At 69.6% G+C, this 26150-nt stretch carries 29 protein-coding genes and 1 pseudogene; 6 read left to right on the top strand and 24 right to left on the bottom strand.

Annotation, left to right across the window (positions count from 1 at the left end):
• Positions 1-40 precede the first annotated feature (40 nt).
• The 3 genes from Raf01_RS38725 to Raf01_RS38735 all read right to left on the bottom strand — a co-directional run bounded on the left by Raf01_RS38725 (position 41) and on the right by Raf01_RS38735 (position 2812).
• Positions 41-1072 (bottom strand): TRM11 family SAM-dependent methyltransferase, encoded by a 1032-nt coding sequence (locus Raf01_RS38725; RefSeq protein ID WP_203923085.1) that lies wholly within the window; start codon positions 1070-1072, stop codon positions 41-43.
• A gap of 95 nt (positions 1073-1167) precedes the next feature.
• Positions 1168-2121 (bottom strand): GDP-mannose 4,6-dehydratase, encoded by a 954-nt coding sequence (locus Raf01_RS38730; RefSeq protein WP_203923086.1) that lies wholly within the window; start codon positions 2119-2121, stop codon positions 1168-1170.
• Between the two features lie 34 nt (positions 2122-2155).
• Positions 2156-2812 (bottom strand): class I SAM-dependent methyltransferase, encoded by a 657-nt coding sequence (locus Raf01_RS38735; protein ID WP_203923087.1) that lies wholly within the window; start codon positions 2810-2812, stop codon positions 2156-2158.
• A gap of 189 nt (positions 2813-3001) precedes the next feature.
• Here Raf01_RS38735 and Raf01_RS38740 point away from each other — a divergent pair, with 189 nt between their 5' ends.
• Positions 3002-4603 (top strand): carbamoyltransferase C-terminal domain-containing protein, encoded by a 1602-nt coding sequence (locus Raf01_RS38740; protein WP_203923088.1) that lies wholly within the window; start codon positions 3002-3004, stop codon positions 4601-4603.
• A gap of 43 nt (positions 4604-4646) precedes the next feature.
• Here Raf01_RS38740 and surE read toward each other — a convergent pair whose 3' ends face one another.
• From surE to Raf01_RS38835, 19 genes are all read right to left on the bottom strand, one after another.
• Complete coding sequence (gene surE, locus Raf01_RS38745) at positions 4647-5531, bottom strand: 5'/3'-nucleotidase SurE (RefSeq protein WP_203923089.1); 885 nt, start codon at positions 5529-5531, stop codon at positions 4647-4649.
• Positions 5528-6763, bottom strand: a complete 1236-nt coding sequence (locus tag Raf01_RS38750) for a glycosyltransferase family 4 protein (protein WP_203923090.1) — start codon at positions 6761-6763, stop codon at positions 5528-5530. The genes surE and Raf01_RS38750 overlap by 4 nt, the downstream gene beginning before the upstream one ends.
• Complete coding sequence (locus tag Raf01_RS38755; RefSeq protein WP_203923091.1) at positions 6760-7608, bottom strand: glycosyltransferase family 2 protein; 849 nt, start codon at positions 7606-7608, stop codon at positions 6760-6762. Before Raf01_RS38755 ends, Raf01_RS38750 begins: the two co-directional genes overlap by 4 nt.
• Positions 7601-8695: a radical SAM/SPASM domain-containing protein gene (locus Raf01_RS38760; protein WP_203923092.1), complete on the bottom strand. Its 1095-nt coding sequence runs from the start codon at positions 8693-8695 to the stop codon at positions 7601-7603. Before Raf01_RS38760 ends, Raf01_RS38755 begins: the two co-directional genes overlap by 8 nt.
• Positions 8695-9714, bottom strand: coding sequence for a DUF362 domain-containing protein (locus Raf01_RS38765; protein ID WP_203923093.1), 1020 nt, complete (start codon positions 9712-9714; stop codon positions 8695-8697). The genes Raf01_RS38760 and Raf01_RS38765 overlap by 1 nt, the downstream gene beginning before the upstream one ends.
• A complete protein-coding gene (locus tag Raf01_RS38770; protein WP_203923094.1) occupies positions 9711-10703 on the bottom strand; it encodes a glycosyltransferase family 2 protein in 993 nt (330 codons plus the stop codon). The genes Raf01_RS38765 and Raf01_RS38770 overlap by 4 nt, the downstream gene beginning before the upstream one ends.
• Positions 10700-11734: a radical SAM protein gene (locus Raf01_RS38775; RefSeq protein ID WP_203923095.1), complete on the bottom strand. Its 1035-nt coding sequence runs from the start codon at positions 11732-11734 to the stop codon at positions 10700-10702. The genes Raf01_RS38770 and Raf01_RS38775 overlap by 4 nt, the downstream gene beginning before the upstream one ends.
• A complete protein-coding gene (locus tag Raf01_RS38780) occupies positions 11715-12695 on the bottom strand; it encodes a radical SAM protein (RefSeq protein WP_203923096.1) in 981 nt (326 codons plus the stop codon). The genes Raf01_RS38775 and Raf01_RS38780 overlap by 20 nt, the downstream gene beginning before the upstream one ends.
• Positions 12692-13672 carry a radical SAM protein gene (locus Raf01_RS38785; protein ID WP_203923097.1) on the bottom strand — a complete coding sequence of 327 codons (981 nt, stop codon included), beginning with the start codon at positions 13670-13672 and terminating at the stop codon, positions 12692-12694. Before Raf01_RS38785 ends, Raf01_RS38780 begins: the two co-directional genes overlap by 4 nt.
• A gap of 17 nt (positions 13673-13689) precedes the next feature.
• Positions 13690-14619 carry a glycosyltransferase family 2 protein gene (locus Raf01_RS38790; protein ID WP_203923098.1) on the bottom strand — a complete coding sequence of 310 codons (930 nt, stop codon included), beginning with the start codon at positions 14617-14619 and terminating at the stop codon, positions 13690-13692.
• A 178-nt stretch (positions 14620-14797) separates the two neighbouring features.
• Entirely contained in the window at positions 14798-15463 is a 666-nt protein-coding gene (locus tag Raf01_RS38795) for a 4'-phosphopantetheinyl transferase family protein (protein WP_203923099.1), read from the bottom strand.
• Positions 15460-15753, bottom strand: coding sequence for a metallophosphoesterase (locus Raf01_RS38800; protein ID WP_203923100.1), 294 nt, complete (start codon positions 15751-15753; stop codon positions 15460-15462). Before Raf01_RS38800 ends, Raf01_RS38795 begins: the two co-directional genes overlap by 4 nt.
• 301 nt (positions 15754-16054) lie before the next feature.
• Positions 16055-16279: a hypothetical protein gene (locus tag Raf01_RS38805; protein ID WP_203923101.1), complete on the bottom strand. Its 225-nt coding sequence runs from the start codon at positions 16277-16279 to the stop codon at positions 16055-16057.
• A gap of 229 nt (positions 16280-16508) precedes the next feature.
• The gene (locus Raf01_RS38810) at positions 16509-16778 is read right to left on the bottom strand and encodes a helix-turn-helix domain-containing protein (protein WP_239134304.1); all 270 of its coding nucleotides are present in this window, start codon (positions 16776-16778) and stop codon (positions 16509-16511) included.
• A 61-nt stretch (positions 16779-16839) separates the two neighbouring features.
• Positions 16840-17823 carry a Gfo/Idh/MocA family protein gene (locus Raf01_RS38815; protein WP_203923102.1) on the bottom strand — a complete coding sequence of 328 codons (984 nt, stop codon included), beginning with the start codon at positions 17821-17823 and terminating at the stop codon, positions 16840-16842.
• Positions 17823-18791, bottom strand: coding sequence for a Gfo/Idh/MocA family protein (locus tag Raf01_RS38820; RefSeq protein ID WP_203923103.1), 969 nt, complete (start codon positions 18789-18791; stop codon positions 17823-17825). The genes Raf01_RS38815 and Raf01_RS38820 overlap by 1 nt, the downstream gene beginning before the upstream one ends.
• On the bottom strand, positions 18784-19608 hold the full coding sequence (locus tag Raf01_RS38825; RefSeq protein ID WP_203923104.1) for a carbohydrate ABC transporter permease: 825 nt from the start codon (positions 19606-19608) through the stop codon (positions 18784-18786). The genes Raf01_RS38820 and Raf01_RS38825 overlap by 8 nt, the downstream gene beginning before the upstream one ends.
• The gene (locus tag Raf01_RS38830) at positions 19605-20558 is read right to left on the bottom strand and encodes a carbohydrate ABC transporter permease (protein WP_239134305.1); all 954 of its coding nucleotides are present in this window, start codon (positions 20556-20558) and stop codon (positions 19605-19607) included. Before Raf01_RS38830 ends, Raf01_RS38825 begins: the two co-directional genes overlap by 4 nt.
• Before the next feature lie 3 nt (positions 20559-20561).
• On the bottom strand, positions 20562-21905 hold the full coding sequence (locus tag Raf01_RS38835) for an extracellular solute-binding protein (RefSeq protein WP_203923105.1): 1344 nt from the start codon (positions 21903-21905) through the stop codon (positions 20562-20564).
• A gap of 247 nt (positions 21906-22152) precedes the next feature.
• Between Raf01_RS38835 and Raf01_RS38840 the strand changes: the two genes are divergently transcribed.
• The 3 genes and pseudogenes from Raf01_RS38840 (at position 22153) to Raf01_RS38850 (ending at position 24166) form a co-directional block, all read left to right on the top strand.
• A complete protein-coding gene (locus tag Raf01_RS38840; protein WP_239134310.1) occupies positions 22153-23346 on the top strand; it encodes an ROK family transcriptional regulator in 1194 nt (397 codons plus the stop codon).
• Positions 23347-23421: 75 nt separating this feature from the next.
• A pseudogene (locus Raf01_RS51270) lies at positions 23422-23711 on the top strand (IS1634 family transposase); the annotation flags it as partial.
• Between the two features lie 314 nt (positions 23712-24025).
• Positions 24026-24166 (top strand): hypothetical protein, encoded by a 141-nt coding sequence (locus Raf01_RS38850; protein ID WP_203923108.1) that lies wholly within the window; start codon positions 24026-24028, stop codon positions 24164-24166.
• A 442-nt stretch (positions 24167-24608) separates the two neighbouring features.
• On the opposite strand, the gene Raf01_RS38855 is transcribed toward Raf01_RS38850, so the two are convergent.
• The gene (locus Raf01_RS38855; protein WP_203923109.1) at positions 24609-24791 is read right to left on the bottom strand and encodes a hypothetical protein; all 183 of its coding nucleotides are present in this window, start codon (positions 24789-24791) and stop codon (positions 24609-24611) included.
• A gap of 1 nt (position 24792) precedes the next feature.
• Here Raf01_RS38855 and Raf01_RS38860 point away from each other — a divergent pair, with 1 nt between their 5' ends.
• A complete protein-coding gene (locus tag Raf01_RS38860) occupies positions 24793-25137 on the top strand; it encodes a hypothetical protein (RefSeq protein ID WP_203923110.1) in 345 nt (114 codons plus the stop codon).
• Between the two features lie 77 nt (positions 25138-25214).
• Positions 25215-25475: an Imm32 family immunity protein gene (locus tag Raf01_RS38865; RefSeq protein ID WP_203923111.1), complete on the top strand. Its 261-nt coding sequence runs from the start codon at positions 25215-25217 to the stop codon at positions 25473-25475.
• A 158-nt stretch (positions 25476-25633) separates the two neighbouring features.
• Here Raf01_RS38865 and Raf01_RS38870 read toward each other — a convergent pair whose 3' ends face one another.
• Positions 25634-26026: a winged helix-turn-helix transcriptional regulator gene (locus tag Raf01_RS38870; protein ID WP_203923112.1), complete on the bottom strand. Its 393-nt coding sequence runs from the start codon at positions 26024-26026 to the stop codon at positions 25634-25636.
• Positions 26027-26150 lie beyond the last annotated feature (124 nt).

Below are 26150 nucleotides of genomic sequence, written 5' to 3' on the forward strand. Positions count from 1 at the left end.
ACCTCGACTGTTGCCGTGGCGGTCCCCGGATTTGGGGACGTCAGGGCTTACGCGCGACGATGATGTCCCGGATGATGGCCTGATCGACCCGGTGCCGGAAGTCGAGGTACGGCTGGTCCTGGGCGGGCTCCAGCCCGGCATCGATCAGCACCTTGAGCGCGTCCTCGCGGCGGGCGACGTAGGTGTTCCAGGACACACCCAGCGCTCCACCGGCCCGCAGCAGTCCGGCCCAGACCGGGGTCGCGGCCGCCAACAGGTCCAGTGGGCTGCGCGCGAGCCCCCGGGCGGTGTGACTGCCGTGCTGCACCCCGTACGGCGCGTCGGCGACCACCGCGTCGAACGTGCCGTTCCGGAAGAACTCTCCGGCGCGGGTGGTGTCCGCCTGCACCACGTCCAGCCGCTGGGTTTCGCCGGCCCGGTAGTCCTCCTTGTTGGCCGCGAGCGTGACCTGGATCCGGCGGGCCACGATCCGCCGCTCCCGACGTACCGGGCCGGCTTCGATCTGATGCTTGATCCGCTTGCGCTTCAGCCAGGTGGAGATGAACGCCGAGTACGACTCGAAGTCCTTCGGGTCCAGTTCGATCCCGGCCGCGTCGAAGCCGTACATCATTGCCTGGTTCAGTGTGGTGCCGCGGCCACACAGGGGATCGAGCACGCGGAAGCGCCGTTCCAGAAACTCTCCGGCGAACGCGGTCGACAGAAGCGTCGCGTTCAACAACAGCTTCGTGAACTGCTCGTTGGTCTTCCCGGCGTACTTCTGGATAGTGATCAGGTCGTCGTCGAAGCGATCCAGCGGGTGCAGCGGTATCGGGCGCAGCAGTTCGCCCTCGATGGCGAACAGGGCGTAGCCCGAGGACAGGTTCGCCAGGTACGCCGTGTCCCGCGCGTCCAGGCCGTCGGCGTCGAAGGTGACGTAGCGAACGCCGCCGATCACCTCCGGAGCGATCCCGCTGATCCGGTCCCCAAGGGCCGACCGACTGAACAGTTCCAGTTCGGCCCGGGTCAGCGCCACCGAGGACTCGGCGTACACCCGGTTGCTGGAGGGCATAATCAACAGTCCGTAGCGCGTCATGGGCCTTCCCGGGCAGGCGGTGATCCGGGTGAGTATTCCACAACCGCTGCGCCGCTCACCCCCGGTGGCCGACCCGCTGTCCTCACCGGTGCGGCTCAGGCACCGGCCGGCTCCGGCGCCCGTAGGGTGTCGACCACTCCGGCGATCCCCTCGACGAGCCCCACCGTCGGCCGCCAACCCAACAGCTCGGCGGCCCGCCGGTTGTCGAGGCAGATGCGGGTCACCTCGCCCGGACGTTCGGGGGCGTACCGGGGCGTGGTGGGGACACCGAAGCAGCGGCACACCTCGGCCACGACGTCGGCGATGCGCGTCTCGATGCCCGTACCGATGTTCACCGTCGCGCAGGGCGGCGCGTTCACCGCCCGCCGGAACGCCTCGGCCACGTCGGACACGTGCACGAAGTCCCGGGTCTGCCGGCCGTCGCCGTAGATGAGGGGGCGGCGGCCGGTGGCCACCGCCCGCGCCGTCGCGGCCACCACGCCGGCGCCCGGATCCTGTCCGGGACCGTAGACGTTGGCCAGCGCGAGAGCGGTGTGCGGCAACCCGAACAGTTCTCGGTAGAGCTCGGCGTAACGATCCGCGGTCAGCTTGCTCAGCCCGTACGGGCTGACCGGGGTGCGGGGGGCGTCCTCCGCCAGCCGCGCCGCTCCGGCGGGCAGCTCACCGTAGACCGTGCCGCCGCTGGACGCGAGCACTACCTTCTCGGCACCGCAGGAGGCCGCCGCGGCGAGCACACCGATGGTACCCAGGACGTTGATCCGGGCATCCAGGTACGGGTCGCGGATCGAACGGGCGAACGCGGCGTTGGCGGCGAGGTGGACCACCACGGAAGGTCGCCAGTCTCGGATCTCCTGCTGGCCCTCCAACGCCGCGATGTCGACCGCGCGGATATCCGCGTCCGCGAGGCCGAGTGTGCGGGCGTGGCAGAGGTTGTCCATCGAGCCGGTCGAGAAGTCGTCCAGCACCCGCACACGTGCCCCGGTCGCGACCAGGCTCGCGACCACATGGCCGCCGACGAAGCCGGCGCCGCCGGTCACGAGGACTCTCATCGCGCCGCCCGTCGACGGTGACCGCGCCGGCGTGTCATGCCTTGCGTGGGGTGTGCGGGCTGAAGAAGGGCTGTGCGGTCCACTCCTCCGCCAGAGGGCCGGACGACTCGCGTCGCCAGGCCGCCCACTTGCGGGTCTGCGCCAGCGGTGTCCACCGGGGGTCGTGCGTGAGGAAGTCGAGCAGGCCGGCGGTGACCGACGGCAGGTGCAGGTCGTCGAGGACGAGTACCCCGCCGGCGACCAGCCGGCCGCCGGCGTAGAACCAGTCCAGGGCCGCCATCGGGAAGCCGTGGCCACCGTCGATGAGGACGACGTCCAGCGGCGTGGCGGGCAGCGCCGGCAGCACCTCATGCGAGTACCCGACATGGACCTCCAACAGCTTGTCGTCGATCCCGTGCCGGTCGAAGTACTCACGCAGCCGCTCGGCCTCGATGCCCCATGGCACCACGCTCGTGTGCTCGCAGCCCCACATCGTGAACAGCGCGGTGGAGATGCCCAGGCCCGTCTCGAGGGTACGCAGTCCGGGCCGGCAGTGTTCGGCGAGAAACTCGTAGCAGCCGCGGTCGGTGCGCCAGACGCCGTTGGGGGGAACCAGGCCGTACACCGGATCGGAGAAGTGCACGGCGGGCGGGTCCGCCCACACCCGGTCGACCGTGGCCAGGCGTTCCCCTTGTGTGTCCTGCTCTGTCATCGCTGCCAATCCAGGTGAGCCCATTTGCCGCCCATCATCGCGCGGACCGCGGGCCGGGGAGGGTCGCCGTTTCAGGGGACTTTCCGGCCCCCGGACGCCGATAGAGACTGACCCGGCCGGCGGGCCCGCATCGTCGCGGCCGACGACCCGGACGTGCCCTCGCGCTCAACGGCTACGGAGGACCGGCGGATGTGGGTGCTCGGCATCAACTGGAAGTGGCACGACGGCGCGGCGGCGCTCGTGGACGGTACCGGGCGCGTCCACGCGCTGGCCGAAGAGGAGCGCTTCACCCGGGTCAAACACGCCTGGAACAGCTACCCCACCGAGGCCACCTCGTTCTGTCTTCAGCAGGCCGGCATCGGCTGGCGGGATCTGACCGCGGTGGCGATCGGGTGGGATCTGCCGCAGCTGATCCCGTGGGGTGACGATGACCGCGAGCGGCTCTACACCGCCCTGTTCGGTGCCGAGGCCGCCGGCGGCCGGGGGCCCGAGCTGGTCTTCGTGCCGCATCACCTGGCGCACGCGCGGTCGGCGTTCCACGCCTCCGGCTTCGAGGCGGCCGGCGTCCTGGTGGTCGACGGTGCGGGGGAGCGGGAATCGATTTCGGTGTACGCGGCGGACGGCTCCGGGCTGATCGCGCGGCGCCAGTGGCCCAGGGCGTTCTCGCTCGGCGCGATGTATGAGGCGGGCACCCGGCTGATCGGGCTGGGCAACCTCAACGCGGGCAAGACGATGGGACTCGCCTCGTACGGCGACCAGCTCGACAGCGTCGTCCTACCGACCGGTGACCTGCTTGGCGGCGGTGCGCCGGCATTCGACTGGCCGACCCAGCTGCCGTACGACGACTTCACCGGCAAGTGGGGGGAGTACCTCGCCGGCCGGTTCGGCGCGGTGACGCGTCCGCCGGAGCTGCTGGACGAGGATCCGGTGGCGGTGCGCGTCGCCGCGAGCCTGCAACGCACCGTGGAGGAGGCGATGCGCGCCCTCCACGCGGAAACGGTGTGCCTGACCGGGCAGCCGGCGGTCTGCGTCGCCGGCGGCGTCGCGCTCAACTGCGTCGCCAACGGGCGGCTGCCCGAGCCGGTCTACATTCCTCCGTTCCCGCACGACGCCGGTGTCGCGCTGGGCGCCGCCTGGTCGATCTGCCCGCCCGCCGCACCGGCCCCCCTGCAGTCGCCGTATCTCGGCCGCGACCTGCGTCTGGACGGCGAGCCGGATCGGCTGCGCGCGGCCGGGTACACGGTGGAGCCGTTCCGGTCCGGCCCGGTGCTCGATCGGCTGCTGGCCGGGCAGCTCGGCGCGGTCGCCGAGGGCCGCGCCGAGATCGGGCCGCGGGCGCTGGGCCACCGCTCGATCATCGCGCTGCCGCGTCCGGTCGCAACCCGCGACCGGCTCAACGCGGTCAAGGGCCGGGAGTCGTGGCGACCGCTGGCGCCGGTCGTCCTGTCCGGGCACGACCGCGAACTCTGGCCCGACCAGGGCACGCGGGCCTGGTACATGATCGGGTCCACGGTGGTCTCGGCGCGGGGACGGGCCGAGCTTCCGGCGGCGGTGCATGTCGACGGCACCACCCGGCCGCAGGTACTGCGGCCCGGTCAGGCACCGGCGCTGGAGTGCCTGCTGACCGGCCTGGCCGACGCCGGCCTGCCGCCGGTACTGGTCAACACGTCGTTCAACGACGCCAAGGAGCCGATCGTGGACACCGCGGCGGACGCGGCGCGTACCTTCATGAGCCTCGGCCTGGACTTCCTCGTCCTGGGCGACTGTCTGGTCACCCGCCCGGCGGTCTGAGGCCGCCGCCGGCCGGGGCTCGTACCGGCCACGTCGCGGCCGCTCACCGGCCCGGTACCGCCGCGGTCTGGTGGGGGCCGGTCGGACCGGGCACGGTCCCCGGGTCCGCGTCGGTCCCCGCCCACCCGGCCCTCAGCCGGCGCAGTGTCCTCCGCTGCCAGCCCGCCGGTGCCGGGCGCCCGTGCGGCAGCGACAGCCAGGTCAGCGATGCCTCGCCGCGCAACAGTGCCCCGCTGTCCGTGCCGGCCGGCGGAGTCTCACCGACCGGTTCGAACCGCATGCGCAGGTCCACCGACCGGTCGGCCGCCTCGCACCGCTCGAGCCGGGCGACGGTGGTGCCGGTCGTGGCGAGAACCCGCCAGCCGATCCGGCCGGGGTCCGACGGCGGGCGGGCGGGCAGGTTGACGTTGAGCGCGCCGGACGGCGGTACCCCGCCGCGCAGCACGGCGAGCAGGACCGCGACGAAGCGCTGGCAGCCCGTCCAGTCCACCCGCTCGGGCGGCCCGACCACGGAGACCGCAGCCGCCGGGATGCCCGCCAGGCCGCCGGTCAGCGCGCTTCCGACGGTGCCCGAGTGCAGCACGCCGACACCGGTGTTCACGCCGTGGTTGATGCCGGCGAGAACGAGGTCCGGCCGCCGGCCGAACGCGCCTGCGGCGACGAGGGTGGTCAGCGCCGCGGGATAGGTCGGCATCTGGTACACCGCGACGTCGTCGAGGCCGTCGCCGCTCCACACGACGCGCTCGGCGCGCAGCGGAGCCGAACCGAAGCCGCCGCCCAGCGCCGTACCGGTGACCGACCGGTCCTGGCTCGGCGCCACCACCAGCGGCACCGCGCCGGCGGCCCGGACCGCGACGGCCGCGGCGCGCAGCCCGCGCGCGTGCACGCCGTCGTCGTTGGTGACCAGAACCAGGGGAGCGCCTGTCATTCGGCGGCCAGCCCGCCGTAGCGCGCCAGCAGCGGCGGCACCACCCGGTGCGGGGCGAACCGGGCCACCGCCGCCCGCGCCCGCGCGCCCGTGCGCGTCAGCGCCGCCGGGTCGCACAGCAGGCGGTCGAGCGCGCCGGCCAGGGCGTCCGGGTCGTCCGGCGCGACGAGGTGGCCGGTGGTGCCGGAGGCGATGATCTCGTCGACGCCGCTGCCCGAGCAGGCCAGTACGGTCCGGCCGCGGGCCATCGCCTCGAGGCACGCGTACGGGAAGTTCTCGTAGCGGGAGGGCAGCACGACCAGGTCGCTGTGGTCGATCTCCCGGCGCAGCGCCGGCCAGCGCAGCGGCGGCCGGAACCGGCACCGGTCAGGGTCGGGTATGCCGCTCAGGCGCTCCTCCATCTGCTCTCGCAGTGACCGGCCACGCCAGCGGGTGTCGCGCCCGGCGAACGTGACCGTGGCCGGTCCGCCGCGGCGCAGATGGGTCGCGACCGCCTCGGCGAGCGCGAGCACCCCCTTTCGGTGCTCCAGCCGGCCGAAGTAGAGCACCCGCGGCAGCCCGCTGCTCTCACACCCGCCGCTCTCACACCCGCCGCTCTCGCGGCCCCCGCCCTGCCGCCCGCCGCCCTCACGGCCGCCGGCCGCGCGGTGCGCTGGCGCCAGGCAGCCGGGGGAGACCGGGTTCGGTATCACGGCAGGCGGGTCGGTCAATCCCCACACCGCGGTGGCCTCCGCCGACAGCCACCGCGTGGGGCTGGTCAGCAACGCCGAGCCTTCGGCCTGCCGGCGTTCCAGGTCCAGCCGGCAGCTGTCGTCGCGGTAGATGCGCTGGCCGTCGTTGCGGCGCAGCAACGAGGCGAGCGGCAGGTGGAGCCGGGTGGTCACCGGCACCGAACCCGCATCGCCGAGCAGCAGCGCGGCCACCCCGCCGAAGTCGGCCGCCTCCAGCACCTCGGGCCGGTCGGCCGGCGCCGTGGCCAGCCACACCGCGCGGAACCGCTCGGCCCACTCCAGAGCCTGGCCCGACTGCGCCGCAACCGGCAACACCCGCAGCCGGCCGCGCTCCAGCGGGCGGCGCCCGGCGGCCGTGGTAGCCGCGTACACCGTGACCCGGTGGCCGAAGCGTACCGCCGCGGCCGCCAGCACCCGGCAGTATGTGGCGATACCTCCGGCCGGCTCGTCCTGGTACCACTCCGGTGTCATCAACCCCAGGTGCATCGCGCGACCGGTCACTCCGCCGTGGGCACCGCGCCCACCCGATCGATGCCCCGGCGGTACGCCGCGAAGTCGTCGATGAGGTCCTCGGCGATGGCGAAGTTGCGGCGCCGGCCGTTGGCCCGCTCCTCGGCCGACAGTGAGCCGTTCTCCTGGTGGTACACGTACGCCTCGGGCAGGTAGGCGAACCGCCGCCCGGCACGGTGTAGCCGGTAGCCCAACTCGATGTCCTCGTACCCCCAGGATCCGTCGAAGACCGGCGCGAACCGCAGGGTGCCGACGCAGTCCCGGTGCATGGCCATGTCGCAGGCGTACATCACGTCGTAGGGGCGCGGGTGCCCGGCGAGGGCGGCCAGTTCGGGCAGCCGGCGCTCGACCGTCTTGCCGTAGTTCGAAATCGACGCCACTGGTTCGAGGGCCTCCAGGACGCGGCGGTCGGCGGCGATCCGCTCGGGGTCCACATGGGAGGGTGCGACGAACACCCGGTGCCCGACGAAGACCGTGGTCGCGTCGGCTCGCGTCGCCTGCCTGTAGGCCCGGATCAGGTCGGGGCCCGGAATGCAGTCGGCGTCCAGGAAAACCAGGCACGGGTACCGGGCCTGGTCGATGCCGATGTTGCGGGAGGCGCCGGGCTGGAAGTGCCGGCCCCGCAGGCCCTCCCGCCAGATGAACCGCACCTGTGGGTGCCGCTGGGCGAACCGCCCGGCCTGTTCTCGGAACTCCGGCCCGCTCTCGTTGTCGACGGCCAGTACCTCGTACGGCACGTCGAGGAGATCGCAGTCGGCGACCACCGCGGCGAGCGTACGGTGCAGCACCGGCCATGCCTCGTAGGTGGGCACGACGACACTCACTCCGTCATTCATCGCGGTTCCCGGCGCGGCCCGGCATGCCGACCATGACCAGCCCGGCCGCCTTCTCGTTGAAGTCCCGGTATCGCGAGCACCGCCCGCATGAGGGCAACCGCGCCGGGCGCAGCCGGCGCAGCATGTCCTGGTACTCCTGCCCGCCCAGCAGATCGGCGACCGACGTGGTGGCCAGAGACCCGAAGCGATTCGGCTCATCCTGGACGTGGCAGCACGGGTAGACGTCGCCGTTGGGCTGCACGACGAAGTGCCCCATCGGTACGACACAGTCGCCGTTGAACGGTCCGTCGTGGCGCAGCCGCTCCACTTCGAGGCTGACCCCGAGCTCGCGAGCGCGCTCGGCCAGTTGCCGCAGGTGCCCCCGGACCGCGGCCAGCGACTCGGCCGGCAGTTGTTCGGTCTTCGCTTCGTCGGCCCAGCTGCCCCAGTCGTTGTCCTCGATGCCGGACAGCGAGTTCAGCCAGTCGATGTCCAGGCCGACCGGGAACACCCGCAGGTGGTCGGGCAGCACCGGCAGCGACAGCAGGTCCTTGACCGTGTCGGCGGTCGACTTGGAGACCACCGTGTTGACCACCAGGCGGACGCCGGGGGCCCGTTCGCGCAGCAGTGCCATGCCCCGCATTGCCTTCGCGAACAGCCCGCGCAGCTTGCGCACCTCGTCATGCACCGCGGGATCCGGACTGTCGAGCGAGACGGTGATCTGCCGGAGCCCGGACAGTGCGGCGAGCCGGGTGACCCGGTCCTCGACCAGCAGGCTGCCGTTGGTGATGATCGCGGTGGTCACACCGAGACCGTCGACGTGCTCGATGAGGTCGAGGAAGTGCGGGTACAGCATTGGTTCGCCGCCGGTGAACAGCACGTGGGCCAGCCCGGCCGCACGCAGTTCGGTGAACACCTCGCGCCAGCGCTCGACCGGAAGCATCCCCTCCCTGCTGTACTTCCACACACCGCAGAACTTGCACTTCGCGTTACACCGCCAGTCCAGGCGCACCTCGAGTTCGAGAGCGCCCAGCGGCCGCAGCTCGTGGTACGCCGTCCGGAACTGGTCCGGGTGCTGCGCGATGTATTCGCTGACTACCTCCACCATCACTCCTCATCAGGGTGTGCCGGCGGCGCGCCGCGAAGCCGGCGGAACTCCTCGACCGCGTACCACGGATTCTTGCCGTGCATCAACCTCAGTCGCTGCCCCGGCGCCGGCTCGCCGGCGGAGCCCAGCCTGGGCTTCAGGAACGCCGGCAGGGCCTCGTGGACGAAGGGCGCGTCTTCCACGGCGCGCAGCGACGCCTCGTCCACGTCTGCCGGGTCGTTGCCGAAGAACAGTCCGATGTCCGGGACGAACGCCGGCGAAGACAGCCCCCAGCAGTCGCAGTAGGGGTGGACGTTCAGCGCCACGTTCAGGCAGAGCACCTTGGCCGGGTCGAAGTGGCGCAGCACCTCCTGCGCGGAGCGGGCGAGCGCGTGCGAGAAGAACCTGCCCTGATCGATGCCCTCGGCCAGCGCCTCGTGCGGGATGTCGGCCGCCTCCACCACGTCCTGCCGCCAGTTGTCGTGGCCCTCGAAGACGTGGATGTGGTTGCGGGTCTCCTGCGCGACGCAGCCGATGCCGATGTTCTTGATGGCCGCCCCGAAGCCGCACGAGGCATGACCCTTGACGTGGGACACCACGATCAGCCCATCGGCGTGGGCGACCATTCCGGCCACCTTGATGGTGTCGAAGTACGGAGAATCGGTGACCGGGCGCTCCTCCAGGTACCGGTCGACCACTCCGGAGATCGGGTACACGGGGGCTCCCAGCGCCTCCTGGTTGTACCCGCGTTGCCCGGCGGTACGCACGGCGCGGTGCTCGTCCACCACGTACAGGAAGTTCTGCCGTGTCGCGAAGCGGTCGACCAGCGCCCGTACGAACTGCGGGTGCACCGTCGTGTAACTGTCTGGTCCACCGACGTGCAGCTTGATGGCGATCTTGTCGCGGTCACCGAACGCGCGCTCGGGTGCCAATTCGTCCAGCAGGTCACGGAACCGCCGCAGCAGCGTCGCTTCCCGACTGACGGCGTCGATCTGCGCCGGTAGCGAGTACACCCGCTCGGGCAGCATGCCGGCGGTCACGGCGACCGGTCCGCGAGCCAGCCGGTGAGGTACCCGGCGCAGATGGTCAGCATCGCCGCCCTGTGCAACAGGGCCTGCGCCGTCACCGGCCTGTCCCGCCGGCGTCGCGTCCAGCCGACCGGGTGGCGCGCCGCGGTGGCGAGCCCCGCGGCGGCACCGATCACCGGCGCGACCGGCCGGCGGGACACTGCCAGGCCCACCGCGCCGCCGAGCGCCGATGCCGCGGCCATCCGCACTGCGCTGTGGCCCCAGCCGAAGCAGTCCGGGAACCGGCCGCCGGTCTCGCGGCGCAGCGCGCCGAACACCCGAGCCTCCTGCCAGGTCTTGGCGAGGAACTGGCCGACAGTCTCCCTGGCCAGGTGCCTCGGCCGGCCCGGCAGCGTCCCGGCGCCCCGCCAGTCGGGCCGTCGCGCCAGCCGGTAGGCCAGTGCCTTGTCCTCGCACGCGGTCAGCCGTTCGTCGAACGGTGTCGCCAGCAGGGCGCTGCGGCGCGCGGCCAGATGCACCGTGCTGCAACGCTCCACCGCCGGATCGTCCGTGCAGGTCGGGTAGATGGTGGCGGATAGGCTTGCCAGCCAAGGGCGCCGACCGGTCGGCGTGACCAGATCGAACCGGCCCACCAACAGGTCGAGCGGCTGCGCCGTCGCCTGTGCCAGCCCGGCCAGCCAGTCCGGGCCGACCCGCACGTCCGCGCTCACGAACGCCACCCACGGGTACCGGGCCGCTCTCACCCCGACGTTGCGCTGGTACCCGTAGCCGGCGCGGTCGCAGCGCACGACCCGTACCGTCATCCCGTGGCAGTCCCGCGCCGCCCAGCGCTCCGCCAGCTCCGCGGTACCGTCGCCGGAGCGGCCGTCGATGACCAGCACCTCGACGGGCAGCGGGGCGTCCCGCGCCGCGAGCGCGAGCGCGGTCAGGCAGCCGTCGAGGTAGCCGATCTCGTTGCGGCAGATGACGACGATGCTGACCCCGGTGGGCGGGTGAGTCACGTGTTCGCCACCGCCCTGGGCGGCGGTTCGAGCAACTGCGAGGGGAAGCCGACGTAGCACGGACTGGGGCAGCTGCTACAGAACTTCTCTTCGATGGTCCGCACGATCTCCTGCCTGCGCGCGCCATACCAGATCTCTTCGAACGACTGCTCGGCAAGGGAACCGAACAGCAGTTCCGAGGAGCGCCAGCACGGCCGCACGGAACCGTTGGGTTCCAGGAAGAACCCGCCGCGCTGGAAGATGCACGGCGCCACCCGTCGCTCTCCGCGCAGGGTGGCCTGGAGGCTGCGGTAGAACGACATCGGCGGGCTGATCCGGTCCGCGTACGGCTCCAGCGTGTCGAGGAACGCGATGAACCGGTCGACGAGTTCCCGCTCGGCGTGGAAGCGGCCCACCCGGTCGGCGTTGTTCATGTAGACGTCGGTCTCCATCGGGAACGTGAACGAGACCGCGAGGTCCCGCTCCACCGCGAACTGGAGCACGTCGTCGAGGTGGTCGATGTTCTTGAAGGTGGCCGTGGCGGACACGCCGAATCCCATCTCGGACCGGGGAACGCGCAGCTCGCGGATCGCGTCGATGGTCCGTACGGTCTTGGTGAACGCGCCCCGTACCCCGCGGATCTCGTCGTGCAGCTCGCCGACACCGTCCAGGCTGATGAACAGGTACAGCTTCTTCTTGCGTTGCCGGGCCACATCGATCACAGCCCGGATGCGCTCGAAGCTCGGCCGCAGCATGCCGTTGGAGTTCAGCGAGAAACTCTCCAGGTTCGGGCACGAGTCGACCAGCCGGGCCACCAGGTGCGCCAGGTCTTTGCGCAGGGTGGGCTCTCCGCCGGTGAAGTTGATGGCCCGCAGCGTGCTGGCCACCGACGGGTGGCCGAAGATGGCGGCCAGCTCGTCGTCGGACAGCCGGTCACGCTGGTTGAGATCGCCGAGTGCGCACATGTCGCAGTTGGCGTTGCACAGGTAGGTGACGGGCAGGATGGCTACCTCCGGCCAACCGATCGCCGGGTCAACCAGGGATTGGGCCATCGGAACTCCTCCAGGCGAAACAGTTGGTGGTGCAGGTCCGGCACGTCTGCGCCGCACCGGCCGAAAGCAGCTCCCGTCGCCGGCCGAGTGCACCGTCCCAGGCGCCGGCTAGGTCGTCCCCGGGCAGCGCGTCGGCGAGCACCATCCGCTGGCTGGTACCGCAGATCGCCACGGCGCCGTCCGAGGTCAGCAGCGCGCCGCGGTGCAGCAGCCGGCAGGGCAGCCGGCGCGCTTCGCCGCGCAGCACGCTGCGTAGGTCGGTGTCCAACCGTTGCCGGCTGCGCCGGGTCAGGAAGTCCACGGCCGCAGCCGACTGTTCGGGGGTCAGGCTCACGTCGCGGTAGAGCGGGAGGCTGTTGATGTAGTGGTCGGAGCTGTTGACCACCGCGTACGACACGGGCAGCCCCTCGGCCTCGGCGTGGTCGGCGAGGTCGTCCAGGCCGTCCACGTTCAACCGGTTGATCACGCAGGTCAGCGCGACGCTCACCGAATCCCGCCGGCGCGCCTCGGCGAGAAAGGCGGACACCTCGGCGAAGGCGCCGGGCCGGCGACGCACCCGGTCGTGGACCTCTCCGACGCCGTCGAGCGAGACGTAGACGTCCAGCGGCGAACCGTCGTCGAGTTCGTCGAGGCCGGCCAGCGTGGCCCGGGCCGGCACACCGGCGGTGGAGACGCTCAACCGCTCGTAGTACGGGCGCAGCGACAGCAGCGCGGGGAACAGTCGGCGGGCGGCCGGCATCACCAGCGGGTCGCCGCCGGTGATGTTCACCTCCTCCCAACGGGTCGCGCCGTCCGGCGGCCGGCTGACCGCGGTCGTGAGCGTCTCGACCGGCAGCACGGTGTGCGGCCGGCTGTCCGGCAACCCGCAGAAGACACAGGCGCAGCCGCACGCCGAGGTGAGCGAGGCGATCAGGATTCCCCGGGTCCGCCGGGTGGTCGGGGCCTCGCTGGTGACGGTCACACCAGTGCCCCGACCGTCAGGTCCCAGTCCTCGTAGGAGTTGGAGAAGCACGATTCGCACTTGGCGGGGATGAGCTCGTCCCGGCACCGGCTCCGGTCGGCCCCACGCCAGATCTCCTCGAATCCGGTCTCCAGAAGGTTACCGATGTAGAAGTCCAGGAACGTCCCGCAGATGTACGCCTTCCCGTCGGGCATCAGAACGAAGCCCTTCTCCGGGAAGAAGCAGCCCCGGGTGCGCCGGCCGTTGCGCAGGGTTTCCAGCATGGTCGCGTAGAACCGGCTGGAGAAGTTGATGCTCTCCGGGTACCGGCACACCTCGGTGATCGCGGACTTGACGGCCTCGAACTGCTCGTCGGTGACCTGGAACCGGCGTTCCAGCCCCGCGCCACCGATGAACACCTCCGGCCGGGCGGCGAGGTTGTAGTCGACCCGGACCCCCATCGCGCGGACGTAGTGCAGCACCGGCAGGATCTGGTCGCTGTTGCGGTCGGTGATGGTGAAGCTCGCCGTCGCCCGCAGGGTCTCCGGCCACTTGTGGGTCTCCTCGGCCAGGAACCGCAGCGCCTCGTCGGCCTGCTGGAAGGCGCCGGGGTGCCGCCGGTGCCGGTCGTGCGCCTGCCCGATGCCGTCCAGCGAGATGTAGATGCGCAGCTTCGCGCCGCGCTCCCGGCACGCGGGCAGTACCTGTTCGAGGGCGCCCCGGATCTCGCGTTTGAGGTGCCCGTCGGTGTTGATGCAGATCTCCCGCAGCCGGCTGTAGTTCTGGAGCATTCCCGACATCAGCGCGTTGATCCGCGGATGGGTGAACGGTTCGCCGCCGCTGAGGTTCACCGACTCGACGTGCTGGCGCAGGTAGGGATCGGCCCCGACCCGCGACAGCAGGTCGTCACCGGAGTGCTCCTTGTCGGTCTCCGGCAGCCGCCAGATCCCGCAGCTGCGGCACTTGCTGTTGCAGGTCATCGTGATCGGAAAGATCATGACACGGGGGTCGCTATTCACCCTGACTCTCCCAGGCTGGCCGGAGGTACCATCGCCGTCGCGTGCTGACCACGACGGTTGATCAGGAACAGCCGCAACGACGCCGCGAACAGGAACAGGTCCAGCGCGACGAATCCGACGCGTCCGTGGCGGAGGTCGTCGCGAAGCGCGTTGCGCAGCTGATCGTGCGGCCGGCGATGCATGCGCACCGCGGCGCGCAGTGCGCCGAACACGCTCGAGTACTCCCCAACCGACCTGCTGAAGGCCCCGTAGGACCAGACCTTGCGCGGCAGCGTGCGCAGCGTCTCCTCGTGGTCGTGCCAGACCATGCCGGACGGGAAGTAGTGGAGGCGCCGTCCGGCCGATCGCAGCCGGCGGCAGAAGTCCACGTCTTCGTAGGCGATGGTGTAGCCGGCCGCGAACCGCAGGTCGCCCACCTGATCCAGGTCGAGCACCAGGTTGCCGCCCGACAGGTAGTCGGGGTTCTCCACGACCTGGTTGCCGAGGTCCTGCCGCAGGTGAAGGGCCTTCCAGCGCTCTGCGGCGGTGGAGCTGCGCAGCTCATCTTGTCGACCGCCCACGATGGCCGCGCCGGTGGTCGCCGCGGCCTTGCACAACTGGGCGAGCCAATCGGGTTCGGGGTAGCAGTCGGAGTTGAGGAATCCGAGGTAGCGCGTCTGACAGGCATCCAGCGCGACGTTGCGGGCGATACCCAGGCCGCCGGGCGGCGGCGTGGGAATCACCTCCGCGCCACCGGCACGGGCGAGGTCAGCGGTTCGGTCGGTGGATCGGTCGTCGATGACCACGGTGCGTACGGTGACACCGGTGGAGGCCGTCACCGCGCTGAGGCATCGCGCCAGTGTGCGCTGCGCGTTGCGGGCCGGAATGAAGACGGTGATGGCGGGTGGAGCCTGCGGATCGGCGCTGTCTGTGGGGCGGCCAGCCATCGTTCCCTCTCCGACATCGATCCCGTCCCCCGATGAGGGAACCTCGGCCCGGCGTCGCGGCGATGTCGGCACGACATCTGTCAACAACTATCCGGATGGCTACCGGTCGTCGCATGTCCCCGGAAGAAGGGACCGGGGTCCGGCAGTCGGATCCGCGGTCCGTGGCTGGTGGTCCCGGCTATGCCGAGAGGCCGATGGAGACGGCGGTGACGACGAGGCCACGCGACACGATGTACCGGCCGGCAAGCTCGCGTAGCGGCGGGCCGCCGTCGACCCGGGTGCCATCGACCAGGATCCGGGCGGCGAACGTGTGGGTGACCGGGTCGAAGCTCAGCCGGGCATCCTCGAAGCCGAGCCATCGCGCGGTCAACGGGTACCACGCCTTGTAAACCGACTCCTTCGCGCTGAACAGCAATCGGTCCCAGTGCGTGGCAGGGTAGGCTCGGGACAGGTCGGCCAGCCGGTCGGGTTCGTCGGCCGTGGTCACCAACTCCAGGACGCCTGCGGGCAGCGGACCGTGCGGCTCGGCGTCGATGCCGAGTGCGGCCAGGTCCGCGGTACGGGCGACGGCCGCGGCGCGGTAGCCCTCGCAGTGTGTGATGCTGCCCACGACGCCGAGGGGCCACCGCGGTTCGTGGCGCGCGCCGGCGAGGACGGGCGCGGATGGGAGCCCGAGGCGCGCCAGGGCCTGCCGGGCACATCGCCGGCCGGTGACGAACTCACGGCGCCGGCTCTCGACGGCCCGCGCGATCAGGGGTTCCTCCGCCGGCAGTGGCCGCTCGCCGGGGATGTCGGTGAACGCTTCGACCGGCACGGCCGGTGGTTGCAGCAACGCCTCGATCATCGCGCCGCTCCGAACAGCCGCCGCATGGGTGCCGGCGCCCGATCGCGCCTGCCCCGCTCGCGCGGCGCCCGGAGCGAGCAGGGCTCGTCGTTGCCCGGAGTCCAGATCACCGTCGAGAAGCGGCGGCGCAGCAGCGCGAGGGTCTCGACGACGTCCTCGAGAATCTCGCCGACGTCTCCTGCGACGATGAGCCAATCGTCGCCGGAGTCGGAGTGCACGCCGTTGACGATACGGCGGTTCTTGGCGTAGGACACGTGCAGGTCGCTGACCGCGAACAGAGAGCTTTTCATGGCGCCGATTTTGTCATCGTCCCGACCGCGGTCGCTCCGTCCAAGACATGCGCGGGAGGAGCCGACATCGAAGTACTCCACGACGATGCGGCCGCGGCCGGCGATCGCCTGCCTCGCGGAGTCGAGCTGCCAGGCCCGCGATGATCCGGCGCATGTCCGCACGCCGATCGAGCGGTTGAGGGCCCTGGACGGGTTGGCCGCTTAAGCGCTCATCCCAGTGTCCTGTAATTCCGGTTGCTTTACGTCTGCATCATGATGGCTGGCGAGATGACGGCCACGATGGTGCCGGCGGTGAGGCTGATCATTGAATCGCGAAGCTTGGGCTTGGATGCGGCGGTGGACCAGCGTTGGACCCACGCCGGTCCGCGGGGGTCAGTAGCCCGTCGGACAGGTACATCGAGCGGACGATGGTGAACCCGTAGCTGGACGCGGCGAAGACGAATATGCCTAGCAGCAGTCCGAGGATCACGGTGCTGATCGGGTCGCCTATCGCGTGATGGCCGAAGATCGATCCGATCAGGATCATGACCGCGAAGGAGCCCGAAACCCAGCCGTGTGCGGCGGAACCCGGGTGCGGCCTTCGCAACGATGAGGTAGTCGAGGATGAGCATCCGCGCCGCCCTGGGTCATTGGGTGTTGTTGTCGACGAGTTGCTTAATGCTGGTCTGCACGAGTTGGACCTTGGCCAAGATCTCCTCGGCGGTCGCGGTCCAGGTGAACGGTTTGGCGTGGGTGTTCTGGTGGGCCGGTCCGGCTCAGGGCCAGTACCCGCGCTCGGATCCGAGCTGGCAGCTGCTCACGCGGTGCGGCGTGTGAACGGTCCAGTAACCTGCCACGCCCCCTGCGGCGTAGCGTCCCAGCCACAGATCCACGGTCGGGCGCGAAACCCCCGCCAACGCCGCGATGTCCTTCTTGCGCTCACCTTCGTTGTGCCACAACACGATCCGAGCACGCGTCGCCACCGTGGCCGCCACGTCCGGGCTGTTGGTCAACCCGCGCAGCTCGATCCATTGCTCGTCCGTCAAGCCCACTCGTCGAGTCAACAGCAAAGGCAATATCGAGTAAAGAAACCAGAATTACAGGACACTAGACTTCGACCGCCTCCGGGCGACCGGACGCAACTGACCGGTAGGCGGCCAGGACGATCTGCAGCGTGCGATAGCCAACGTCACCATCTGGCTCGACCGCGGTGCCAGAACGCACGCTGCCCAGGAACGCATCGAGCATCAATGCGTCGAGGTCGGTACCGTAGTCGAGCCAGCGCAACCGCCCGGCCTCGTCGTCGAAGAAATCGAGCCGATCGCCGAACGCGTCGAACTCGACAGTGCCGCTTTCGCACTCCAGCGCGAGGGTCAACCCGCCCCAGGTCGGATAGCTCGCCGGTACGCTCCAGCTACAGTCAATCGTGGCGACGGTGCCGTCGTCGTAGGTGACGACAACCAGCCCGCCCGTCTCGACCGATACCTGCGCGCCGTGCAAAATGCGATTGGCCTGGGCGTATACCTCGATGGCCCTTCTGCCGAGCAGGTCGTCAAGCAGATCGGCCAAGTGCACGGTGTGGTCGATCAGCGCGCCGCCGCCGGCCAGCTCGGGGTCGACGAACCAGGGCCGGGCAGCGATCGGCGCCTGGCCGTTGTTCGTGCCGGACGCCGACAGTACCCGCCCGAGCGCACCGCTGCGGATCGTCGAGCGCAGGCTGCGAAACGCCGGGTGGAACCGCACTGGGTACGCCGTCATCAGCGAAACCCCGGCAGCGCGGCACGCGGCGACCATGGCGGACGCATCGTCGGCGGTCGTGGCCAGCGGTTTCTCACACAACACGTGGGCGCCCCGCGCTGCGGCGAGCTCGACCAGCGGTCGGTGGCGGGCGTTCTCAGCACACACGATCACGCCATGCGGCTGCCAGTCGAGGAGCTCCTCGTAGGAGGCCGCATAGGCGAACTCGTCAGCCAGCGCCGGGCGTTCCGGATCGGCCACCCGCAGGTCGACGTCCGAGCGGTCGCGCAGCAGGGCTGCGTATCTGCCGGCGTGTACATGGGCGAACGACATCAGCCCGATCCGCAGCGTCATCAGGACACATCCTTAGGGCTGACAGGCTGGCCGGAGGACGCGGATTGGACGGCGGCCAGGGCGATGTCCAGCGCGGCAAGGCTGTCCTCGGCGGTGACGCGCGGGGCCGGTCCACCACGGAAGGCCGCGGCGAATTCCCGGAGCTCAGCGACGAACGGTGGAGCGAAGTCAGTGGGCAGCAGCATGCCGCCGCCCTCGCGCAGCGCCGGGGCGTCCCACCGCAGCGCCGACCGGGCGGAGGATGAGTAGCTCAGCTCCCCACGCGAACCCGAGACCCGAAACGCCGTGGCAAACACTGTGGAGGGCGGCCCCCAGCCCCCGGTGATGTGGCTGAGCGCACCGCTGCCGTGGGTCAGTACCACATAGGCCGTCGCCAGCCGACCCCGCACGATTACCTTGGCATAGACGGAGGCCACACTTCCGGCGATCCAGCGGGCGAAGTCGAAGTCATGGATCATCTGGTCGACAAGCACCCCTCCGGAACGCGCCGGGTCGGCGAACCAGTCGCTGGCAGGGGCGGCGCCGCGCCGGGACAGCCTCAGCACGGCCGGCTCGCCGATCCGGCCGGCCGCGACCGCGTCCCGGGCGGCCGCGTACTGCGCGAAGTACCGAACCACTTGCCCTGGATACAGCTGCACCCCGGCCGTCCGGCAGGCGTCAATCATGGCCTGCGCCCGGTTGTGGGTGAGCGACAGGGGCTTCTCGCAGACGACGTGCCGCTTCGCGGCGGCTGCGTCCATGACGACCCGGTCGTGGGCGTAGGTCGGCACGCAGACGTCGATGACGTCACAGTCCCCGATCAGCTCATCCAACTCGGACGCCTCAGCGATCCCGTACCGCTTTGCGAATTCGGCCTGCCCGTCGAGCGAGAAGACGTGTACCTCCGCCCCGAGCAGCTGCCACGCGGCCACGTGCGGGTGAGCGATGCCACCGGCCCCGACAAGGCCGACCTTGAGCGAGTCAGCCACGTATACCCCCCTGCAGCATGCCGCTGATGAACTTGCGTTGGAAGACCAGGTAGACGACCAGGACCGGCAGCATGACGATCAACGTGGCAGCGCACAGTACCGGAATGTTGCTGGTGTTCTGGTTGACGAAGAAGCCGAGTCCGGCCGGCGCGGTGCGCTTGCTGGGGTCCTGCATCAGGATCAGCACGAGCAGCAGCTGGTTCCATGACCAGAGGAAGATGAGTACGGCCAGTGAGGACAGTGACGGGCCGGCCAGCGGCAGCAGAACGCGGAACAGGATGGCGCGCGGGCTGGCGCTGTCCATTTCGGCTGCCTCGATGAGTTCGCGGGGCATCGACTGGAAATGATTACGCATCCAGAAGACGCCGAACGGCATGAACAGCGCGCACTCCACGAGAATCACACCGAGGTAATTGTCGGTGAGGTGGAAGCTTCGCAGATCGAAGTACAGCGGGATCACGATCAGCTCGACCGGCAGCGTCAGCCCGACCAGGAACATCCCGAACAACAGCCCGCCGGCGGGGATCCGCATGGTCGCCAGTGCGTACCCGGCAAGGGTGGCCATCGCCACCGACAGCAGCACGACAGTGACAGATATGACCACGCTTGACTTCAGCAAGGCACCGAAGGTGGCCGCGGTCCAGGCTTGCCGGAAGTTGTCGAAGTTCAGCGAGTGCGGCACGTGCAGGCCGGAGACCAGGGCGTTGGAGGGCTGCAGGCTGGCCAGCACGATGCTGACGAACGGAAGGAGGGTACTCAGCGCGCCGACCACGAGGACCAGGTAGCTGGCGGCTGATTCCAACCGGGACGACTTCATGCCTCGCTCCGTATGCCCACGCTGATCGCCGCGACCACCACCAGAATGAGCCCGGTGAGCACCACGCCCAGGGCGGCCGCCAGCCCGATGCGCTCGTCGGTGAACGCAAGGCGGTAGACGAGCAGACCTGGCACCGTGGTCTGGTTGCCGGGCGCGCCGTTCGTCGACACGTAGACGATGTCGAAGCTGGCCAGCGCGGCGATGATCGTGACCGTCAGCGCTACCCGGATCTCGCTCAACAGGCCGGGCAGGGTCACTGCCCAGAACTCCCGCACCGTCCCGGCGCCATCGATTCGCGCGGCCTCGTAGAGCGCGGGGTCGATTTTCTGGACGCCGCTGAGGAACAGCATCATGCACAATCCCGCGAGGGTCCAGGTTCCGATCAAGCCGACGGCGAGAAGGGCAAGGTGGAAGTCGCCGAGCCAGGCTCGGGTAGTTCGGGCCAGTCCGAAGAAGCGCAGGATCTGGTTCACCGCGCCGTCTTCGGTGTACATCCAGCGCCAGGTGATGCCGACCGCGACCAGCGGCACGATCTGCGGCAAGAAGAAGATCACCCGGAAGAACGTCATGCCACGCCGACGATGCCTGGCCAACAGAGCGGCCAACAGAAGACCCAACGTGATCGGCAGGACCGCGAAGAACACGATCAGGACAAGGGCGTGCTCGATGGCACCGCGCAGCAGCGGGTCGCTGACCACGGCCCGGTAATTGCCGAGGCCGGCCCACGTGGCGGGGGTGATGCCGTCCCAGTTGAACATGGACAGGTACACCGTGTGCAGACCAGGAAGCACCACGAACAGCACGTAAACGAGGAACGCGGGCGCGATGTACAGAAGACCGGTCCACTTCCGCCGGCCACGCGGATCGGCGCGCTGCCGCCGCCGGCGGGCATCGGCCAACGGTGACGTGGCCGATGCCGGTCGACGCGTCTGGATGAAGTCCAGGCTCAAGGTTCAGCTCCCGTGGTAAGCGTTCCAGACCGTCTGCAGCGAGTCCAGAAAGTCCTTTGCCGACATGCGTTGCGCGATCACCGACTGCAGGCCCGATTCCAGCGCGTCGAGCATCGCTGGCGCGGCGAAGTCCGGAAACGGGATCAGTCCATCGGCAGCCACTACGTGCTCGTTGGCCACGCTCAGATCCTTCTTGACACCGGTCGTCGACGGCGCCGCTTGGGCGTTCGGCGGCAAGAAGCCGCCGGCACTCTCGATCACCGCCGCCTCGGGGCTGTGCAGGAAGTCGAGGAACGCCGTGGCGGCCTCCGGGTGCTTGGTCTTGGACGAGACCGCGTAGGCGACACTGTAGCCGTTGCCGACGGCGCTCCCGCCGGCGTTGCCCGGCGGCATCAGGAAGAAGCCGACATTGCCCTTCATGGCAGTGTCCAGCTGCGCGGCAGCCCAGTTCCCGTTGACGTGGAAGACGCTGCTGCCCTTGGAGAAGGCTGTCGCCGAGTCATTCTCGCTCGTGCCGTTTGCCGACGCGGGGAAGTATCCCTTCTTGGCGTAATCGGCGATCGCCTGGGTGGCCTGCATCGCAGCGTCGGTGTTGATGGTGCTGCCGGCCTGCCCATCGATCCACCCGCGCACGCGGGCGGGGTCCGAATCCACGTTCAGGATCGCCGACCACAGGTGCAACGCGCCAGCGTCGAGAGCGCCCACGGACAACGGGTTGAGCCCGGCATCCTTCGCCTTGGCCAGATCCGCTTCGAACTCGGCCATCGTCGTCGGAACCGCACTGATGCCGGCACGCGACATCAGCTGCCTGTTGTAGTAGACGCCCACCAGGGACAGGCCGGCCGGCACAGCGATGAGACGGCCGGTGCCCAGCAACTTGCCGGTCTTGTCGATGCGCAGCTCGTCCAGTGCCGACTTCGGGAACGCCTTGTCCCAGTCGTAGGCCGCCTCGTAGGGCGTCAGGTCGGCGATCAACCCGCCCGCCGACAGGTCCTTCATCGCGGCGTTGTACTCCGCCAGGTCGGGCGCGTTGTCCGAGGTCATGGTCAGTTTCAACGATTTCACATAGTCGTCGAACGACGTGTACTGCGGAACGATCTTGACCTGCGGGTACTTCTTCTCGAACGCCTGCACCAGCGCGTTGGTCATGTCGGGACCGTCGCAGAACGCCAGCCTCAGAGTCACCTGGTCGGCCGGCACGGCAGTCGATACTGGTCCAGTTGCCGCCGGGGACGAGTTGTGCGCGCCGGGCGTCAGACTGCACGCGGCGAGGGTCAGCGCCACCGACGCGGCGGCAACCGCGCCGATGGCGCGCCGGCTAGCGACGAGTTTACGCGCGTTCACCATCGGGTGCTCCTTAACGCGACGTGGGGGTTGACGGCAGTCAATCAGCCGCTGACGACAGTGTCAACGGATCGGTGATAGAAAGTTAGAGTCGTTGACTTAGTCGAACGACCGGGTAGGAGCGGGGCCCAGTGACTGACCCGTTGAGTGACGGGTCAGCAAGCGGCGAGCCGGTGGGCATGGGGGATCATGCGCTAGTTTGTTAACGGGTCTGACATAACTCTTTGACATTGGAGGGGCGTTGCACGAGGTGCGCGATCGCTCGCCCGGCGGCCGCAGGCTGCTGTCGTCCACCGACGTCGGCAACACGAACCGGGCCTTGTTGCTACAGGCGCTCGCCGACCACGGTCCGTCGTCGCGGGCGGACCTCGCACGGCTGATCCGCGTGCCGCGCGCTACCGTCAGTACAATCGTCAACGGTCTGCTCGCAGCCGGTGCTCTCGAGGAGGACGAACCGCAGGCACCGGTCGACGGCATCGGCAAACCGTCCCGCCCGCTGTGGTTCGGCCGCGACGCCGCGTTGTGCGGCGCGGTCTCCATTGATGCCGGCGCGGTCGAGGTGGCCCTGGTCGACGCTCGCGGCGAGATTCGGTCGCGGAGCGAGCACGCGCTACCTTCGTCCGCCTCGCAGAGCGAGATCGAACTGCTGGTCACCGCGGCCGCGGCCGAGGTGCTGGGCCCGCATGCGGGCAACCTCGCCGGGGTCGGCCTGCTGGCCCCCGCACTGTGCGATCACGAGGTCGGCACGGTCGTTGCCTGCACAGTGGTGCCGGGCCTGGTCGGCACCCACTTGCCCGCGCTGCTCGGCGACGCGCTTGACGCCCCGGTGTTTCTCGAGCAGGACGTGCGGGCGCTGGCGGTTGGCGAGCGGTGGTTCGGTGCGGCCCGCGGGTGCGAGCACTTCGCCGCCCTACAGCTGGGCGTGGGCGTCGGTGCCGGCATCGTGCTGACCGGCCATCTGCTCAACGGCCGCGGGGGCTACACCGCGCAGCTGGGCCACACCTGCGTCAACGTGAACGGAGAGTTGTGCTCGTGCGGCCTTCGCGGCTGCTGGGAGACCGTCGCCTCCACGCGGTGGCTGAGGGCCGAGAGCGCCCGACGCGGAATCACTGGTGGACGCAGCACGACGCCGCGCCGACTGGCCCGCCGGGCTGAGGCCGGTGACCTGGCCGCCGCCGAGCTGTTGGCGGACTACATCGACAACGTCTCGATCGGCATCGCGTCGTTGGTCCAGCTGTTGTCGCTGCAGCTGTTCATCCTGCACGGCGAAATTGTGCACGCCGGCGAGATGATGCGCCGCCAGCTCGAGCAGCGGGTCATCGAGCGCTCGCTGCCCGCCCTGAGCGAAGGGGTCCACGTCGTGTTTTCGGAGCTGGGCCAGGGATCAGGACCGCTCGCCGGGGCCGCCGTCGCACTGACCCGCCACTTCGGAGTCACCGTCTGATCGTTCCTGTCGAGCGTTAGGGGTGCTGGGAAGCTCGAAATCGCGGGGTCATAGCGGTGGGCTGGTGTCCCGTACGTGCGCACGGTGAGGACCGCGTCGGGTGCCACGGCCGTGCAGATCGTGCAATCCCCGCGGCGGGGTCGCGCGACATCCAGCACATCGGTTCGGCGCACGATGGTGCCGAGTTGGAGGTGCTGCGGGCGGTGGTTGCGCAGCGTCTGGCCGCCGGCCAGGGCGAGCTGGCTCTCGGTTTGAGACCTGGCGAGGCCGCCACGTCCCGTGTGGGTGGTCCGTTGTCGATCACGTCGTTGCCGATGGGGCACCTGCGGGACGCCCTGACTCGGCCCTATCGGATGCTCGGGTTCTTCGGTAGACGCGTGATCATCGGGCCGCGGTTGGCCGGTGCGTGCCATCCCGGCCGCGACCCCGCGCTTCTGGGGTGAAGTCCCGGGCGGTATCGACGGGGACTTGTTGTCCAGCAAGCGGTTGCCAGCTAGGCCGTCGCCGAGGGCGTGTCTCTACTGTGAGCGCATTCGTTGGGGCCAGCAATCAGGTAGATGGGTTCAGGCTCGCGGTAGGGCTGGCACCAGGACCATGTCTCGGGTTGGCCGGCTGGTTGAGGGATCGAGGATTTCCTATGGTCAGGAGGCAATGTCGGATCTGGGGAAGGGAGGATCGCGTGAGCGTACGGAGGGTTTTGGCGGCCGGGACGGCCGCTACGGTACTGGCGGTGGCGGTGACCGGTGGCGCCGCATCGGCCTCGGCCGCGACACCGGCCCGGTCCACGGCTCGCGTGCTGCAGCGCGGACTGGACGCTTGACTTGGCGCGGCGGCACGCAGCGGCATCGAGGTGGGACGCTTTCACTTGCTGCGATCTACCGGGAGGTATGTATGACCGAATGGCTGGACAATTCCGAGGTGTTGGTCCTGCAGCCCTTGGAGGACTCGCCGTTGCCGCTGTGGGAACTCCGCTGGCACGAAGGGACGACGCTCCAGCAGCTCGCTGACATTCTCGCGCCGGGTCTGATCTCGTTGGCGGCACGTGGCTTGATTGAGGTGCGCCGATTCCACAGCTGGCCCGCGCAGTGGGGGGGAGGGTGTCCCGCTGACCGGCGAAGACCTTACGCGAGAGAGCACGCGCGCCGACGTGTGGTCCGCCAGCCCGACGGACACCGTACTGGCCGCTCACATCACCGAGGCCGGCCACAGACTTCTATAGCCTTGTGATCTGCCTATGGCCACGGCGGTGGACGATTCCGACCTCACGATGCACATCCGCCCATCGGCATGTCCGGGAGCCGGTCAGCCCGACGCATCGTGAGGCCGGCGGCGAGCGGATCGCGGCTGGAAGCGCGCATCTGACCATGGCCGAGGTGCGACCACTGGCGAAGCCGAAGCTGGGTGCGGATCAGCAGGGCATCCTCTGCAGTCGCTAACGTCGTCATCGTGAGCGATCGTGACGACGGCACTTGGACATTGCACCGGCGCGACGACGGCCGGGGACTTGCTGACCTCGTGGTGACCGGTGGCGACTTCCCGTGGCTGAACGCCCGTGTCGACCCGAGGGAAGGGCTCGCCGAGGTCCGGCCGCTCTTCGCCGAGGAACTGCGGCTGCTCGATGGTATCGATGAGGATGTCGAGTCCTGGGAGCGCGCGTACGAGGCAGTCCGGAACGTCGTGACGCTTCGGTACCCGGACGGCCAGGAGGTTCCTGAGTTCCTTCTCCACATCGATGACAACGAGGCATGGTGGCGGTGGAGTGACGAGCCTTTTGACGAGGAAGACGCCTAGCCGGCGCGCCCACTCGGCGGCAGATGAGGGTGGGTTCGGGCACCGACGAGCCGGACGTGATCCGGCAGACTGCGTTCATGACTGAGAACGTGCTGTCCGTGCCCGCCTACAGCTCTCAAACCGGGGTCATCGCTCCCGCCGAAGGAGGAACAGTCACCATCGAGATCCGGGATGGATCGGTCGAGATATTCGGCGACCCAGCCGGACTTCGTGATCTCGCCCGCTGGTGCCTTGCGCTGTCCGACACACAGGCGCCGGCTGGAGCACATATCCACCTCGACCCCGGAACCATCCCGCTCGCTGTGGAGTCAGTGTCACTGATGCTGGCTCGCCGGTGACGCTCCCGAACCCGACTTGCGGCATGAGCGCGCACCCGTGTCTGATGTGCAGGCGCGAACTGGTCAATGGCAGCGCATCAGGTGGAAGCGGTTCCTTGTCGTCGAGCGCGAGCACGGCAGACGGCCACGTTCGTAGCGTTTCGATCGCGCCTCGCAGGCTACCGGGCCGCCTTGGCGTCGTAGTCGTGTCTGGCCTGCTCGACCCTGTCGAGGTTGGTGCTGGCCCAGTCGGCCAGGTGCGCGAAGAGCGGGGCGAGGCCGCGCCCGAGGTCGCTGATCTCGTACTCGACTCGGGGCGGCACCTCGGGGTGGTAGGTGCGCACGATCAGGCCGTCGCGTTCGAGTTGGCGCAGCCGCTGGGTCAGCACCTTCGGCGTGATCGTGGTGATCCGCCGCTCCAGCTCAACGAAGCGCTGCCGGCCGTACTCGTTCAGGGTCCACAGGATCGGTGTGGTCCACCGGCTGAACACGATGTCCACGACCGGGCCGATCGGGCAGGCGTCTTCGGGATTGGTCGGCGTGCGTGCGGTCCAGGTCGGCTTGCCAGCCATGCGCGTGCCTTCCGCCATGTGCATCCCTCCGGCATAGTCGCTTTCCTGTAGGTACCTACTATATCGGCGGTGTTAGCGTCGCGTTGTTCCTGGCTGCGAGGCCGTGAACTCGATGACCTGACAA

Source organism: Rugosimonospora africana (assembly GCF_016862975.1).
In the GTDB taxonomy this organism is placed as follows: Bacteria; Actinomycetota; Actinomycetes; order Mycobacteriales; family Micromonosporaceae; genus Rugosimonospora; species Rugosimonospora africana.